The sequence below is a fragment of the Candidatus Nesciobacter abundans genome (genome assembly GCF_008189525.1).
Classification (GTDB): domain Bacteria; phylum Pseudomonadota; class Alphaproteobacteria; order CAJXXZ01; family 1604HC; genus Nesciobacter; species Nesciobacter abundans.
In genome coordinates this window covers 601,300-615,988 of the sequence record NZ_CP043314.1, presented here as the reverse complement: position 1 = coordinate 615,988, position 14,689 = coordinate 601,300, and the positions used below count along the sequence as shown (strand labels likewise).

Sequence of the window (14,689 nt, the reverse complement as noted above, 5' to 3'; positions counted from 1 at the left end):
AAAGTTTTTTTATTCTTTTTGATGTGAGAGTTTAAATGTAAAATAAACTTTTAGTTTGTTTAATTAAATTAATTTACTGTTTGTAATTTATTAAACTTTCATCACTAATTAAAATTGTATTTATATATAAAAGAAATATTTAAATTTTTGAAAGACTTTTTTTAATTGGAACTAAAATAACTAAAAAATACAAAAGTATCTAATTAATAATTAAATTTTAAAAATAAAGATAAAAACGTATTAAAACGAATTACCATTACACATATAATATAAAAATAAATTAAAATGTAAAGATTATTTTGTTTATTGTCTTGTGGATTTTGTTAAAAACATAAAAAAACTCTTTTGGATCAGAAAAACAAGTGTTATTTCTTAAGTTGAGATATTTACGTAATGTTAATAAATTAATTCTTTTTGTGTAAATTTATTGTATAATTCCTCAAATGATTTTTTCTAACAGATATTTGAACGATTTTTTAAAGTTTATTTCACAGACTTGGAAGTACTTATTAACAGTTTTTGTTTTTATGGTTATCTCCTTATTTTATTCCATATATGTTAGCTATATTTCTAATAAAAAAAATACTGATTTGGTTTTTAGCACATTTATAGAAACAAAATCTGAAGATAGGGCTTCTTACGTAAAAAGAATTATTTCAGACAAATCTTTATCAAAAAATAGGATGGAGAAAAGTTTTCAATTATTTTACTTATTTAACTTTATGGAAACTTTGCTTGAAAAACGAAACGTAAAAAATGATTTTAATTCTTATATTGATGTTGTCTTGGAGAATACAGAAAACAAAAAAGAACGAAGAAGGTTAGAAAAGTTAATACAAACTGAGACTTTTTTGAGAAATTATCTTGAATTTATGTTTGTATCTAAGAGAGAAGAAAGTTTTGGTAGATTTTTATCTGTTGGTAGTCCTTGGAAAAGGTTTGCTGAATTCTTGAACAAATCAAGATAAGGTGTTTTAGAAATGATTTATAATTCTTAAAGCTTCTGGGAGTATTTGTAAAATAATAATTTAAAATAGTTAAGTTATCTAAGTTATATATGATTAGCTTGTGCTTATAAAGTTATAAAGATATAAAGAGCATAAATTAAAATAATTATATGATTGTTTGTGTTTAACTAAATATAGATCCACATGATTAAATGGAGTACAATGGAGGGTGTTTACAAAAGTTTTTAGATTTTTGACATGTTTTTTAGTGTGTGTTTTAATATCTTCTTGTGAAGAAAAAGATAAATGGAAAGAGGTAGGGTCTGACTCTAGACTTTCTACTATTAAGATTGCAAGCTCGGATTATCATAATACTAGAAAACCTTTCAGAAATAAGTTTAAAGTTTTTAAGTCTTTGGACGAACACTGTGATTACAGTGATTGTAAGAGTGATTTTATTTACAAAGATTCTTATCTTAGTTTTAAGAATAAGTGGAAAATTAAAACTGAATTAAAGGATAATGTTTCTGTTTTTGATGTAAAGAATTATATTGTTTTAGGTGATTTCTCTTCCCATGTTTATTTTTTCGACAAGAGAAATGGAAAGCTTGTAAAGAAGGATGATATAAATGCACCACTATCATCTGTTGTTTGTTCTTCAGATAGGATTGTTTTATCAAATGCAAAATCGTCTTTGAGAGCTTATTCTATTGATTTGAAAAAAATGTGGGACTTTAAGTCTGGATCTACAAGTGTAGAGTTTATGAGAAAAGCTTTGGTTAGATCTGGCTCTACTTTGGTTAGTTTAAATTCTGAAGGAGATTTATTGGGTATTTCTACCATAAATGGAGAAGTTGAGTGGTCTCATTTAAGTTCTAAGCTTTCGAAGCGTTATGCTTTATTCACATTTTCTAATAAATTTTTGTTTATGAATAATGAAAAGGTTTCTTTAATGGATTACAAAGGGAATTTGATCAAAGAGCTTTATATTAATAAGTTGAAAAACATTATTGTGTTAAGAAACTCTATATTCTTGATTTGCGAGAAAGAGGTCATGGAAACAGATTTGAATAACTTATTAGAAGGAAAATTCTTACTTAACTATTCTACAACTAATGAACACTTTTTTATTTTAGATGAGTGTTTGTGTTCAGTTAACAAGAATGGGAATGTTAAATATTATAATTCTGAAGGAATTCATGACTTTGTTAATTTAAATATTAATATTATAGGTGTGAAAAATAATAAAGTGGTAACAGGAAGCGGATGGTTAGAGTTTTCTAAATAAGAGTTAACCTAAGCAATAAAACAAATAAAATAGGTCATTTAAAAAAGATTGTTTTATATAAAGGTTGTATTAAATTTGATGTATGAAAATAATAAACTGACCTAAGCGAGATTAAGTGTTAAAGTAAGATTAAATAGCAGAATTTAAAAAAGCACTGAAAGATAGAGAGAGAATTAAAATGTTTAAAAATGCAAAAAGATCCAAGAACTTTAAGGGTGTTTCTAAGTTTGGTAGAGATAAATTAGTTAGGAAAGGTACTGTTTCTAAGGATAAAAAACCAGTTGAAAAACCAGTTGGTGAAAATAAAAGACCAATAAAAACTAGATTGAACACCAAAGTAAGGCTCAATGGAAATAGATTACACAGAAGAGCTGATAAAAGCTCTGAAAAGGGTAGAAGTAAAGAAATAAACAAGAAAGTACTTAATTTTAAAGAGAAATTAGAAAAAAAACCTTACGCAGTCGGTATGCCTAAAGTATTAATACTAGGTGAGAAGAATGTTGGTAAATCCTCTCTGTTTAATAAAATAACTGGTGTTAGGACTTCAATAGTTGCAGATGTGGAAGGTCTTACTAGAGATGTAATAATAAATAAATCACATAATTACGATTACGGTTTTATAGATTCTCCTGGAACTGATTGCATGGATGAAGTTAAAAGAATTATAGAGAAAACTAATGGAGTAGATGGATTCTGCTTGGTTATCAAAGAGTTCAATAAAGTTGCTAAAGATTTCTTGAAATTTATGAAACAAACAAATCTACCATATGTTTTGGTAGTAAACTACTTCGAAGATAGTCCTAAGCTAAAAATTACAAAAGATGAGAGTTTTTTCGAGATTTCTGTAAGAAAAAATAAAACTGATAAATTAGAGAGATTAATTAAAAATTGGTTTAATGCAGAAATTTATAAAAAAGCACTTGGAGTAGAATCTGAGAAAGAAAAAAGAGTAGATTTCATTAATGATCAGAAATGGGCGTTTGTTGGTAGATCTAATGTAGGAAAATCTACAATCCTAAACAAGATAATAGGTAAAGATAGGTTTGTTGTAGAAGATGAAATAGGAACTACACAAGAAGTTCATGGATCTAACTTAGAAATCAAAGATAAGAATGTTCTTCTTGTGGATACTCCAGGATACAGAAAAAACAACAAATTATCTGAATTAGATAGAGCAAGCCAATATAGATTAGAAAATATTATGGGTGAAAATATAAGTGTTTTTGTTGTGCTGATGGATATAAGAGAAGGTATAAAAAGATCCGATTTGGTACTTATAGAAAGATTCTGGTCAAAGATGAAGCCAGTGGTTGTAGCTATAGGTATGGAAGATTTAATCAAAGATAAATCTATAATTTCTAAAGCAAAAGAAATTATTAGGAAGAGATTCAATTCAATACCTTGTGTTGCTGTTTCTGGTCAAACAGGGTTTGGATTAGGTAATTTAAAACAAGAAATTTCTGAAGCTCATAGAATGTACGGATTGAAATTCCCTACTAACAAATTAAATAAATGGATGGAAGAAATGAAAAAATATGACATATTTAACCTGGCTGGAATAAAATATGTTACACAATTCAGTGATTTGAATTTGGCGTTTGCTTTCTTTACCAACAAAAGAATCAAACATGAAGAATTGAAGTTTTTAAAGAAAAAACTTGCTAAGCATTTAAAAATAGAAGGGTTCCCAATAAAGTTGATTGTAAAACATAAGCAAGACTCTGTAAGGAATTCTATTAGGAAATAGAAATAATATGTGTAATACATTTATCACGGAGAATAATTGATAAATGGAAGGTAAAATGAAAAAAGAAGTCCTGAGAGAAAGAAAAATATCAACTAATTTATATAGAAAAATGGCTTCTGATAAATTAAGGTTACTATCTTTGGAAATGGTAGAAGAAGCGCAATCAGGTCATCAAGGGATAGCTTTGGGTATGGCTGATGTGTTTACTGTGCTTTGGTCTAAGTTCATAAATTACAAAAATAAATATCAATTAAGAGATAGATTTATACTTTCTGCTGGGCATGGATCTGCATTATTGTATAGCACATTATATTGTCTTGGCATTATAAAGAATTTAAATGGCTTCAGATCAATTGATTCAGATTTAAATGGACACCCAGAGTTGAGCGATGTTATAGAAATGACTACAGGGCCGTTAGGGCAAGGCTTAGGATGGTCCGTAGGTATAGCGAAAGCTGCACAAGAACATACAAAACTAATAAAAAAAGAATGCTTGAGATTATCTAAAGAAAAAGAGCACAGTGTAGAAAAACAAAATAATGAAAAACCAGATGAAGATCAAAATGAAGAGCAAATTGATGAAAGTTTGAATAATAAGATTAACTCTTTATTGGATAATTCAAATAGGGTTTTTGTTGTAGTAAGTGATGGGGATTTGATGGAAGGTGTTTCTCATGAAGTTTCTGAGCTTGCTGCAAATTGGAAATTGAGTAATTTAACAGTTCTATGGGACGATAATTCAATAACAATAGATGGACAAACAGATCTTTCAAAACAGTCTGCAACACTAGATGTGTTCAAAGCCTATGGTTGGAATGTATTTTCTTGTGATGGTCATGATTTCGAAGATATAGAACATAAAATAGAGCAAGCTGTAAATTCAGAAGGGCCTTCTATAATAGGGTGTAAAACTAAAATAGGTAAGGGATCTGAATATGAAGGGTTATGCTCTGTTCATGGGAAAATAATAGATAGGAATGGTTTAGATAAATTAAAGGAAGATCTGGGTTTTAATTACTCAGAGAAAGATAAGTTCGAACTAGATGATGAAATTTGTGATTTTTGGAATTTAGTTAAAAATAGAATGGATCATAATTTCGAGCAGCTAAACAGAGTTTTAGATGGATTAGATAAAAATATCTTAAAAACAGGTTCCGGATTAGACAGTGTTTTAGAATTAGATAAAGAAACATCTCCATGTCCTAGTCAATCACAGAAATTAATCAATAAAACACCGGAGTTTATGGATTCGTTAATGAAAGATAATTCTACCCGTAAGATTTCTGGCATGGTGTTAGATGGTTTATTTGATAAAGAGAAATTTTGGATAGGATCAGCAGATTTAGGAGAATCTACTTGTACAATGGGCATGAAAAACTATATCCCTTTCGGAGTAAGAGAACACGGAATGGTATGCATTACAGGGGGAATCTGTTTATATGGATTCAAAGCTGCTTGCGCTACATTTCTAGTTTTTACAGATTACGCTAGACCTGCAATAAGACTAGCGGCCCTTATGAGAACTCCTCTTATAATAATTGCTACACATGATTCTATATCAGTAGGAGAAGATGGGCCTACACATCAACCTATAGAGCAAATCGAGTCATTTAGAGCTATGCCTAATGTAGATGTTTACAGGCCTTGCAATGGTTTGGAAGTTTTATACTCTTGGGAAAACGCTTTGGGAAGTAAAAATCCATCTATAATATGTTTATCTAGGCAGAAACTTAAATTCATAAATCAAGAAAACATAGAAATAACTTGCAATCAAAATTACAATAAAATTTCTGGTGGATATTTAATAAAAGACTTTTCAGGATTAGATAAAGGTTCCTTAAGTTCAGAGAAAGATTCTGTACATAAATCTGATCTTTATAGAAATGTACATGAAGTTAATTCAAATGAAAATCTAGTAGTTATTTTAAGTTCTGGATCTGAAGTTTCTCTGTCTGTAGATGTGGCTGAGATGCTATTAGAGCAGGGCATAAAATCAAAAGTGTTTTCAATAGTTTGTATGGAAAAGATCTCTGATGAGTTTGAGAAAGAAATTACTGCGCCATATATAGTATCCATAGAAGCATCTAGTTCTAAATCTTGGTACGAGTATTTGAGGCATGCTTCTGTAGACTCTTTGCTCATAGGTTGCTTAGAGTTTGGTTATTCAGGAAAAGAACATGATGTGAGGGCAAAAATGGGATTAGAAAAAAACATAATCTTAGAAAGAATAATGAGCATGATTGAAAATAATAAAAAATAGTATTTCATGTAGTATAGTTAAATTTAAATTTGTTATTGTTAGAATTTTCTTTGAAGTTTAAACTCCCCGGGCTGGAGTCGAACCAGCGACCCAGTGGTTAACAGCCACTTGCTCTGCCTCTGAGCTACCGAGGAATATAACACAACCTTACCATTTTATTATAAAAAATCAATAACTTTTTTGATTAATTTATTTTATTAATTCTATTTTAATTGTGTTTTCTGATACTAATTGACATTTCGTCGTAAGTTTATTAAATAAGTGGTAATTAAGTATTTAATTGGGAAGTGGTAATAAATTGAACATTGTAGATATTATTGATGAGAAAATAAATAAAGCAGAGAAAAATATGACTATAATTAATTTTTTTAAAGTCGAGGCCAGGCCATATGCAAAATATGATGAATTTCTAGGTGTTCAAGTCCCTATTCTAAGAAAAATAGTAAAAGAGCATCATAAAGAAGTATCTTTTAATGAAGTTAAGCATTTTATAATGTCAGAATTTAACGAAAAGAGGCTTATTGCTTTACTATTTCTGGTTTCCTTATATAAAACAGATCCTGAAAAAGTAGTTGATTTCTATTTAGAAAACATAAAGCAAGTTAATAATTGGAATCTCGTAGATTTGTCTTGTTATAAGATTTTGGGAGATTATTTACTAAATAAAGATAAGAAAATATTATTTGACCTTTCTAAATCTGAGAATATGTGGGAAAGAAGAATATCTATTATTTCAACTCTTAATTTTATAAAAAATGGCCATATAGAAACTACTTTAAAAATCGGATCTACCCTTGTAGATGATGATCATGATCTAATACATAGGGCGCTAGGATGGATGTTAAGAGAAGTAGGTAAGATTAATGAAGAAGCTCTTATTGAGTTTTTAAGCTCTAATGATGTACATAATACAACTTTTAATTATTCTGTAGAAAAGTTGACAGATGCTCAGAAAAAAGAGCTTAGAGCAAATAGAAAGAAAAGTAATAGGAAAGCAAGTCGAGCATAATAAAAAGAGTGTAGATTTATTTATAGAAATTTTCTCAGAAAATGAATTAATAAATTAAAATTAATTTTTTTACTTTTTACTTGGGGAGGTGTAATGCTTTCCTGAAATTATTTAATTATTTATGTATGAATTGTTGTGTTGTTATATTTACCAAATAAAAGAGTCATTACGCCTTAACCAGCCCTTTAGGAATATGTTTAATTTATTATTTCTTTTTGTTAGAGCGAGATAGTAGTTTCTCCTGAAGTTTTTTATTTCTTCAAACAGGTTCTTACAATCTACATTTTGTAATGTATTTATGCGCCCGTATATATGTAAATAACACTGAGTGGATAATTCTTGGTTGTTAGATTGATTGGGAAATAACATACTTTGTGTAGATTTTCTTAATATCCTTATCATAGATCCAAATCCACTATTTACTGCTATATCAAATAATTTTCCTGCTATAGTTGCATTTTGTATAATGTGGAGATTGTTTTTTAACCAGTAATCATGGAAGTATATTTCCCCTGCTTCTTTTATTGTAAGTTCTTTTATATTTAAGTCAGGATAATATTTCTTTGTAATTCCAAAGTTAGTTTCCATTCCTGGATCTTTAGGATTATTCACATATCCTCCTTCAAACTGAAGTGTTTTTTTTATGGCTTTTAAAAACTTCGGATTTTGAGAAGTTTCGTCTAAACAAGTTTGTTTTAACTTATCCTTTTTACATTTACTTTTCTCTTCTTCTGTCAAATCTAAATTACATAAGTATATTTTTTCTTTACATTGCATAAATTTATTTTACGATCTGGCTTTAAGTGATTTCAATTTAATGCACTTACTAAATTTATTGAATATATCCAAGCACTTCATATTGATCGCGTAATTTTTTCTATTGATTTAATTGAGAGCCTATCAATAAATTATGCAAGTTAATTAGTACAAGAAGTTAAGATTCGTATTTGATTTATTTTTATAAAGATATAAAATAATTTTATGTACCAAAAGACGTTGTCAATAATCAAACCAGATGCTGTAAAGAAAAAAGCTATAGGTAATATTATAAATATATTTGAAACAAACGGATTCACTATATCCGATATCAAAATGTTAAAACTGAGCATGGAAGAAGCAAGAGAGTTTTACAAAGAGCACGCTGCAAGGCCTTTCTTTAATGGTCTTTGTGAGTTCATGTGTTCTGGTCCTATAGTTGCTATGTGTCTAGAAGGAGAAGGAGCTATACTTAAGAACAGAGAAGTAATGGGAGCTACAAATCCATCTGAAGCAGAAGCAGGAACTATAAGGAAAATGTATGGAGATTCCATAGATAATAACGCAGTTCATGGTTCTGATTCTACAGAAAGTGCAGAAAGAGAATTGAATTTTTTCTTTTCTAATTGAATGCTTTTTAAAGTTTTCAATAATTAGTAAGTGATTTGTTTCCTTCAAATTAGTTAAAATTAGTTCAATTTAAATAAAAAAATATTTACTTAGAACTCCCCTTATTACAATATTTGCAAGCTTAACCTAAGTGAATTTATTGTTTTATAGGGTATTTGTAACTATTCGCAATTATAAGTGATTACGATTTTTTTTGAATGCTTTTTTATGTTATATTTACGAGAATATGATGAGACAGGTTCCAAATTTTTTAAGTGTTGTTAGAGTTTTTATAGGATTTGCATTCTTTTTTACATTTCCTAGCTTTCTTTCAAAAGTATTGTTTTATATAGCTTTATTTACTGATTTGATAGATGGGTATATAGCCAGAAAATTCAATTTTCAAAGTCGTGCAGGAGAAGTTTTAGATCCTTTGGCTGATAAAACTTTCTTTGGATTAGTATTAATCAAATTATATATGGCTGGCATACTTGAGCAGTGGTTTTTCTACTTAGTTTCTATACAGTATTCAGTGTATGTGGTTATAGTTGCCTTGTATTTAAAGAAGCATTTCGATTTCAAAGCAAACATATGTGGCAAGATAACTGGAACTATGATTGCTTTAGTATCGTTTTTAGCTATAAATAATGCAGACCCTCTTTACTTAAATTTAGCATGTTTTGTATATGTTCTTTCTATGTCAGTAAGTACTTATGTGTATTGGAAAAATTTCTTAACACAAAAAAAAGCTAAGTTAATGGTAGCTAAAAAACATTTATACAGAGATTCTAAAAATGACTAGTATAAGTTATATTATAATATTTTCTTACTTCCTAAATATAATTAGCTTTGTATTCTTGGCCTTTATAATAGCTTATATACTGTCTCCTTGTTTCGACTTTTTGATGAGACTAGGGTTTGGTAGGTTTTTCTCATCATTCATTGTGACTTTCTTAGTTTTTTGCATGCTTGTTTACTCGATAATAATTCTAGTTCCTAAGCTTTATATACAAGGTATAGAATTTGTAAAAATGTTTGAAAAATATGTTATTTATCTAAAAGAGCATTCTTGGATGACTAATTATTCATCAGATGTATATTCCAGAATAGAGTCTATATTTAACAGAAAGAAGTTTTTAGATAAGGTTTTTATACTTGTATCTAACTATGGATATGATTTTCTGAATATAATATTCCAAGGATTTGGTTTGACTATGACTATATTTTATATATTAAGAGATTGGGGATTATGGACAGAAAGAATACTATCTATTTTTTCAGAGTCTAAGAAAGTGATAATAAATACTTTGATCCAAGACATAAACAATTCCTTAAGGAGTTGGATTTATGGGCAGATGATTGTCACGCTGTGCTTGTTTATATTTTATTTTATATTCTTCAACTTAATGAATGTGCCTTTTGTATTTTTCATTTCGTTGTTATTTGGGCTTTTGGCTATATTGCCTTATGTAGGGGATATGATTTCCTTTTGTGTAATAGTTAGTGTCTTGATAGCTGGAGGCAATTTATTTTGTCAAAGATCCATAGCAATATTTATTATTACTTTTGTAGGATTTTTCTTGGAAAATACAGTTCTAATACCTTCCTTTATAGGTAGGAGAACAGGTATTCATCCTTTGTTTTTGATAATATCCTTCCTTGTGTTCGGAAAATTATTAGGAATCCTAGGAGTTATTTTATCAGTTCCTTTATCAGTTATTTTAGCAGTGGTTCTTAAGACATGGTCTCAAAAAAGAGATAAAATAGCATAATAATATGAATTTCTAGAAAATATATAGAAATCACATAAAATATAATGTATTTAGATTTAGATACGAAATAGATATTTATTACTTAAACAAATAATATTAAATAAACAGCATAATGGTTAAAATAATTATTGCTGCTATTATTAGTATGAAGGTTTTCTAGTAAATATGATTTTAGAATTAAAATGGGTTGAGAAATATAGTTATAATAATTTTTCGTTTAATGATTCTAATAGCTCAGTGTGTAAATGGATTAACAGTGAGAAAATCTATAATCAAACTTTATTGATTGGTCCACGTAAATCTGGAAAGAGGCATATATCTTTTGTTTGGCTTGCTAAACTTTTCCAGAATTATAAAGATAAAAGTATATTTAATCATATTGAATGTGATGAAAATTCCTCTTATAAAAAACATTTTGATATAAATTCATTTGATGTAGAGCTGTACGAATGTATGTTTTCCGATAACAAGACTTTACATTTATTTAATAATGCTTGTAGTACTACATATGAAAAGTGGGATAGAATATCTCCTTTGATAATTAGAAACAATAATATTTACAAAGAAGAAGAAATGTTTGAGATTTTTTTTCATGCGAATGCAAACGCAATACCTGTATTGTGGGTTTTTGAAAACCCGGAAGTGATAAATGAATTTATCCCAGATTTATCTTCAAGACTGAAATCTATTAACCTTGTTTCCATAGATACCCCAGATCTAGATATTTTGAAAACTGTTATGATTAAAAGATTTTCTGATTATAGTTTGAATGTTTCAAATGAGTTTTGTAGATTTGCATTATACAGGATTTGTAAATCTTATGAATCTGTTAACGAGTTCGTATTAAAAGTACATGAACTCTGCTTGCAAAAACATAGGGCTCCAACTATTCCTTTTTTGGTAGAGAATAATGTTTTGGGTTATGACTTGAAATAATTAGTAAAGCAATTAATAGTGGTATCCAAGATACTATATAGTTCTTAGGTTATATTTATAGGTTATATTGGTTTAACTTAACTTCTATCGAATTATTAAATAGTTAGAAATAATTAGATTTGATTATCAACTTTCATTTATTTTATTACTAATCTATTGTATTTCATTCCTATTTTGGATTTTCCTTTTAGGAAAGTTTCTATCTTCTTTCCGAAAATTTCGTACCTCCAGCCTGTAAGATGTTCAGGAACTTTCATATGACAAGATATGTATCTTATTGTTTCAGAATCACATATCAAGCTTGGGGGTATTAGCTCTTCATTGGATATTATTCTTACAACCAGAGAAATCACAGAACTTTTTGTTATATCTATATTGCTTTTATTTTTCGGCATAGCTTTTAGTATTTCTAGCACATGAGGCAGATCAGTATGTAGTTTTTTAGGGAGTAATTTTTTCACACTATCTAGACAAGGATTACTTAAACAGCATAAAGAATGCATAACTTTATTATCTATTAGCCAAGATGGAGGTATGTTTTTCTCTTCAGCAATTGTATCTCTCCATTTATGTAATCTAGTTTTGTTTTTTCCTCTTGTATTTATTTTACGTTCTGTTTCTGACATAGCCCAACTAAATCTACCCAAGCTATTTAAAGTTTTCTTCAACTTTGTAAAACAATCATACAAATATATTACATCTTTAGCTGCATATTCTATTAAATGCTGTGGTATAGGTCTTAAATTCCAATTACTATCTTGGAATTCTTTTTTGATTTTAACATTCAGGATTTTGTCTATTAAATCTTGGTAAGAAATTGCATGTCCGAATTTGACGAACATAGCTCCTACTTGACTGTCAAAGCAATTATTAATCTCTATGTTTTCGCTTTGTAGTATTGCTATATCTTGTTCACAAGCATGACAAACTTTTACTATATCTTCATTAGAGAATATTTCTTCTAAAAATGTTCCTTTTATTGATATTTCCTGACAGTCTATTATGAAAACGAAATCTTTTATTCTAATTTGTATGAGACAAAGTATTGGCCAATATGTTTTTCTTCTGTAAAATTCTGTATCAAATGCCACAACCAAATCAGTTTGATTCTCAATGATTGTTTTAATGAACTGACAGGCTTGAAGTAACTCTGATTTATTTTGTAAAAATGTTATATTTATATTTTTTATATCATCATTGCTTATATCATTTGTATTTACTTCTTTAAGATTTGCTTCGCATTCTTTTGCGTTTTCTATTTGCGTATCATTTGTATCTATATTATTTTCGGATTCAGTTTGATTTTCACGTTTTAGCAGTTCATCAATATTGTAGTAATTTAGTGAATACACAGGAGCATTTAATATATTCATACTTCCCATTTATCCGATTCAGCATTAATAATTTTCAGAGAATCCAAATGGAGATTTTTCTCTTCATTGCTTATTGTTAGTTTATGTTTTGTATAGCTATATTTTGTTTCTTTAACTTCTTTAGTTGTGGTTTGTTCTGCAAATAGGGATGAGGCAATTGGTTTTGTCAGGCATAAATACACTTTAGCCAATATGTTTGCATCGATAAGTGCTCCGTGTAAATCACGTTCATGTAGTGAAATATTAAATCTTTTTGCTAAGGCATTTAAGTTTGCAGGAGATCCAGGAAACTTTTTCCTAGCTACTTTTAATGTATCTATTACTTCATTTTTCAGAATAGGGTGCTTGAGTCTTTTTATTTCTGCATTTAAGAAACTCATATCGAAACTAGCATTATGGGCTACTAAAATAGAATCTTTTATAAAATTAGAAAATTCAGAATATACGCTTTCGAACTTTGGTTTGTCCTTTATAAATTCATTTGTAATCCCGTGAATGTTTTGTGATTCTTCTGATATTTCAATTCCTGGGTTTATAAAAACCTGAAAACTATCTGTGCTTATTTTTCTGTCAGATATTTTCACACAACCTATTTCTATAATTTTATCTTTTTGAGGATCTAATCCTGTAGTTTCAGTATCGAGAATTATTATATCTTGCTTTGATTTCTGATTCGATTTTTCAATCTTGCTTTCCATACCTAAATTCATTTATTAAATTCATTATAAGTAATTATGGTCTTAAATTATATAAGAAGAGTATTTATATAAAAAATATGCAAACATGGCAATGTGTAATAGCAGTGTAATAGCAAGGATATTTGTTGAGATTTTTTGTTTATATTTTGGAGTGTTTATAATTTTATTTCTAATAATAACGGAACGTGATCGCTGGGTCTTTCTAGCCACCTATACTCTGCAAGTGTTTCCAGGTTACATTCGTTATTCATTTCGCTTGTAAATATATAATCGATTCTCAAGCCTTCATTAGGTCTTCTGTAATCCCACCAAGTAAATGGCATTTTTGAATCCCTGCTTTTTGTATTACTATTTTCCTTATTTATGCTTTTGCTAGGATCATACATTTCTTCTAGAGTTTTTGCATGATCTATAAAATTGCTTTTTTGTAAATCATGCATTTTCTCTCTAACATCATCTCTGCAAAGTACGCTTCCTTCCCATTTCTTTGGGGTTTGTATATCTAGATCATTGATTGCAACATTAAAATCTCCTCCAACTATAAACTTAGATCCTTTCATTTGTGTATTTATATTTGAAAGAAATTCTTTTTTATATTCATATGCTTCATCTGACTTGTTTCCACAAGGAACATATGCTGATGCGATTCTAAGGCCAGATATTTCTGCTTCTATGTACCTGGCCTCAGATCCTGTATTGTTTTTTAGATCTGTACTATAGCTATCTGCTTTTATTTTGGAGATTATTGCTACTCCGTTGTAAGATTTTTGACCACTTATATATAAATGCTCATAGCTTCTATCTTGGAAAAATTCTCTTGGAAAATCTGCATCTACGCATTTTGTTTCTTGTAACAGAATTACATCTGGATCTTCTTCTTTAATTAATTTTTCTATAAGTGGCGCTCTAACTCTTACTGAGTTCACGTTCCAAGAAGCCACTTTAAGTGATTTTATCTTATTCATTTATAAAATTATAATTGATTTGCTTTTCTAATGACAATAACTGCTAGGGAGAGTCGAGGTTTGATTATTTGGAGTTATTTTTTCTTAGGGTTAAGCTTTAAATGTTGTGATAGAGTATTCACCTTTGTAAAGACTGCTGAAAAAACCGATTGTGATGTGTTTCTCGATTATTGATATAATTACAAACTGGATGTATTATTAATCTGAATTGAGGTATAGCCAAGTGGTAAGGCAGCGGGTTTTGATCCCGCCATTCCTAGGTTCGAATCCTAGTACCTCAGCTCATTCCTAACAAATCTCTAAATAATCTAAAGTAATTTTTAATCTAC

Annotated in this window: 13 protein-coding genes and 2 tRNA genes; 10 read left to right on the top strand and 5 right to left on the bottom strand. The window is 28.7% G+C overall.

From position 1 onward, the window contains the following. Positions 1-443: 443 nt before the first annotated feature. From FZC36_RS02715 to FZC36_RS02700, 4 genes are all read left to right on the top strand, one after another. Positions 444-968, top strand: a complete 525-nt coding sequence (locus tag FZC36_RS02715; protein ID WP_148972442.1) for a hypothetical protein — start codon at positions 444-446, stop codon at positions 966-968. Positions 969-1,176: 208 nt separating this feature from the next. Next, positions 1,177-2,235 (top strand): outer membrane protein assembly factor BamB family protein, encoded by a 1,059-nt coding sequence (locus tag FZC36_RS02710; RefSeq protein ID WP_148972441.1) that lies wholly within the window; start codon positions 1,177-1,179, stop codon positions 2,233-2,235. A gap of 178 nt (positions 2,236-2,413) precedes the next feature. Continuing rightward, positions 2,414-3,982 carry a GTPase gene (locus FZC36_RS02705; RefSeq protein WP_148972440.1) on the top strand — a complete coding sequence of 523 codons (1,569 nt, stop codon included), beginning with the start codon at positions 2,414-2,416 and terminating at the stop codon, positions 3,980-3,982. 55 nt (positions 3,983-4,037) lie between these two features. Then, a complete protein-coding gene (locus FZC36_RS02700; RefSeq protein WP_187440111.1) occupies positions 4,038-6,242 on the top strand; it encodes a transketolase-like TK C-terminal-containing protein in 2,205 nt (734 codons plus the stop codon). Positions 6,243-6,304: 62 nt separating this feature from the next. On the opposite strand, the gene FZC36_RS02695 is transcribed toward FZC36_RS02700, so the two are convergent. Continuing rightward, positions 6,305-6,376: transfer RNA gene (locus tag FZC36_RS02695), tRNA-Asn, on the bottom strand. Positions 6,377-6,522: 146 nt separating this feature from the next. On the opposite strand from FZC36_RS02695, the gene FZC36_RS02690 reads away from it, so the two are divergent. Next, positions 6,523-7,251 carry a DNA alkylation repair protein gene (locus tag FZC36_RS02690; protein WP_148972438.1) on the top strand — a complete coding sequence of 243 codons (729 nt, stop codon included), beginning with the start codon at positions 6,523-6,525 and terminating at the stop codon, positions 7,249-7,251. A 147-nt stretch (positions 7,252-7,398) separates the two neighbouring features. Here FZC36_RS02690 and FZC36_RS02685 read toward each other — a convergent pair whose 3' ends face one another. Continuing rightward, positions 7,399-8,028 (bottom strand): glycoside hydrolase family 108 protein, encoded by a 630-nt coding sequence (locus tag FZC36_RS02685; protein WP_148972437.1) that lies wholly within the window; start codon positions 8,026-8,028, stop codon positions 7,399-7,401. A 204-nt stretch (positions 8,029-8,232) separates the two neighbouring features. Here FZC36_RS02685 and ndk point away from each other — a divergent pair, with 204 nt between their 5' ends. The 4 genes from ndk (at position 8,233) to FZC36_RS02665 (ending at position 11,324) form a co-directional block, all read left to right on the top strand. Beyond that, positions 8,233-8,637: a nucleoside-diphosphate kinase gene (gene ndk, locus FZC36_RS02680; protein ID WP_148972436.1), complete on the top strand. Its 405-nt coding sequence runs from the start codon at positions 8,233-8,235 to the stop codon at positions 8,635-8,637. A gap of 226 nt (positions 8,638-8,863) precedes the next feature. Continuing rightward, positions 8,864-9,418: a CDP-alcohol phosphatidyltransferase family protein gene (locus FZC36_RS02675; RefSeq protein ID WP_148972435.1), complete on the top strand. Its 555-nt coding sequence runs from the start codon at positions 8,864-8,866 to the stop codon at positions 9,416-9,418. Beyond that, positions 9,411-10,388 carry an AI-2E family transporter gene (locus FZC36_RS02670; RefSeq protein WP_148972434.1) on the top strand — a complete coding sequence of 326 codons (978 nt, stop codon included), beginning with the start codon at positions 9,411-9,413 and terminating at the stop codon, positions 10,386-10,388. Before FZC36_RS02675 ends, FZC36_RS02670 begins: the two co-directional genes overlap by 8 nt. 165 nt (positions 10,389-10,553) lie before the next feature. After that, positions 10,554-11,324, top strand: a complete 771-nt coding sequence (locus FZC36_RS02665) for a P-loop NTPase family protein (protein WP_148972433.1) — start codon at positions 10,554-10,556, stop codon at positions 11,322-11,324. Positions 11,325-11,461: 137 nt separating this feature from the next. Here the strand turns inward: FZC36_RS02665 and FZC36_RS02660 are convergent, their stop codons facing one another. The 3 genes from FZC36_RS02660 to FZC36_RS02650 form a co-directional block, all read right to left on the bottom strand. Next, positions 11,462-12,697: a ribonuclease D gene (locus FZC36_RS02660; RefSeq protein ID WP_187440110.1), complete on the bottom strand. Its 1,236-nt coding sequence runs from the start codon at positions 12,695-12,697 to the stop codon at positions 11,462-11,464. Next, complete coding sequence (gene dnaQ, locus FZC36_RS02655; RefSeq protein WP_148972431.1) at positions 12,694-13,407, bottom strand: DNA polymerase III subunit epsilon; 714 nt, start codon at positions 13,405-13,407, stop codon at positions 12,694-12,696. Before dnaQ ends, FZC36_RS02660 begins: the two co-directional genes overlap by 4 nt. Before the next feature lie 143 nt (positions 13,408-13,550). After that, positions 13,551-14,360 (bottom strand): exodeoxyribonuclease III, encoded by an 810-nt coding sequence (locus FZC36_RS02650; protein ID WP_148972430.1) that lies wholly within the window; start codon positions 14,358-14,360, stop codon positions 13,551-13,553. Between the two features lie 209 nt (positions 14,361-14,569). On the opposite strand from FZC36_RS02650, the gene FZC36_RS02645 reads away from it, so the two are divergent. After that, positions 14,570-14,641 (top strand) — tRNA-Gln (locus FZC36_RS02645). Positions 14,642-14,689 lie beyond the last annotated feature (48 nt).

Bases quoted from the DNA above. Each gene is read 5' to 3' on its own strand.
- FZC36_RS02715 (WP_148972442.1), top strand. From the start codon at position 444: ATGATTTTTTCTAACAGATATTTGAACGATTTTTTAAAGTTTATTTCA.
- FZC36_RS02705 (WP_148972440.1), top strand. From the start codon at position 2,414: ATGTTTAAAAATGCAAAAAGATCCAAGAACTTTAAGGGTGTTTCTAAG.
- FZC36_RS02700 (WP_187440111.1), top strand. From the start codon at position 4,038: ATGAAAAAAGAAGTCCTGAGAGAAAGAAAAATATCAACTAATTTATAT.
- FZC36_RS02685 (WP_148972437.1), bottom strand. From the start codon at position 8,028: ATGCAATGTAAAGAAAAAATATACTTATGTAATTTAGATTTGACAGAA.
- ndk (WP_148972436.1), top strand. From the start codon at position 8,233: ATGTACCAAAAGACGTTGTCAATAATCAAACCAGATGCTGTAAAGAAA.
- FZC36_RS02675 (WP_148972435.1), top strand. From the start codon at position 8,864: ATGATGAGACAGGTTCCAAATTTTTTAAGTGTTGTTAGAGTTTTTATA.
- FZC36_RS02670 (WP_148972434.1), top strand. From the start codon at position 9,411: ATGACTAGTATAAGTTATATTATAATATTTTCTTACTTCCTAAATATA.
- FZC36_RS02665 (WP_148972433.1), top strand. From the start codon at position 10,554: ATGATTTTAGAATTAAAATGGGTTGAGAAATATAGTTATAATAATTTT.
- FZC36_RS02660 (WP_187440110.1), bottom strand. From the start codon at position 12,697: ATGAATATATTAAATGCTCCTGTGTATTCACTAAATTACTACAATATT.
- dnaQ (WP_148972431.1), bottom strand. From the start codon at position 13,407: ATGAATTTAGGTATGGAAAGCAAGATTGAAAAATCGAATCAGAAATCA.
- FZC36_RS02650 (WP_148972430.1), bottom strand. From the start codon at position 14,360: ATGAATAAGATAAAATCACTTAAAGTGGCTTCTTGGAACGTGAACTCA.